The sequence below is a fragment of the Empedobacter brevis genome (assembly GCF_965118635.1).
In the GTDB taxonomy this organism is placed as follows: domain Bacteria; phylum Bacteroidota; class Bacteroidia; order Flavobacteriales; family Weeksellaceae; genus Empedobacter; species Empedobacter brevis_A.
The window spans coordinates 1-705 of record NZ_CBCPHV010000040.1 but is presented as its reverse complement, the minus strand read 5'-3'; the positions used below and the strand labels follow the sequence as shown (position 1 = coordinate 705).

At 28.9% G+C, this 705-nt stretch carries 1 protein-coding gene; it reads left to right on the top strand.

All coding sequences use genetic code 11. From position 1 onward, the window contains the following. Nucleotides 1–291: 291 nt before the first annotated feature. Nucleotides 292–705: helix-turn-helix domain-containing protein (locus ACMHJW_RS14680; protein WP_413534147.1), on the top strand; the 414-nt coding region annotated here is incomplete at its 3' end.

The window sequence follows — 705 nt, the reverse complement described above, 5'->3', positions numbered from 1 at the left end:
ATCCTTTTTAATAGATTCATAAGACTCCATTATAATTCGTCCGGCTTTGCTATCTGCATTTCGTTGACCTGTTAATACTTTGTAGCAAGTATTGTAAGGATAACCAGTAATCTCTGAGAGTATCGTATAAATGCTCTTTGGTTTGGTTAGTGTTATTTGATTACTCATATACTTGATTTTTAATTATTATACTTATTTGTATTATATTTTATACTTTTGTACATAATTGTTTGACAAATATACGTGTTTTTAATATTAAAAACATAAATAATATTAAATATTTTAATAATCATGTCTATAGGATTGAGAATTAAGGAAATAAGGAATTTTTTAGGACTAAATCAAATTGATTTTGCCAAAAAAATAGGTATTAAGCAGTCGCCTTTATCACAAATGGAAGGAGGAAGGATACTTCCATCTATAGACACAATATCTGAAATTATACGTAATTTTAATATTTCTTATGATTGGCTAATCGATGGGAAAGGTCAAATGTTGAAGGAAAATTCCGAAAAAAAAAGTGTTACAAAAAGTGTTACATTTTTGCAAGATTCGAAAAGTACAGAAAATGTAACACTTTTAGATGAACCAAAGCAAGACTACTCAATTTTGCCAAAAGTTGTAACAGTAGACAATTACGGACGTGATAATGTAGTATTGGTTCCTAATAAAGCAGCTGCAGGATACCTTGCAGGATATGGAGAT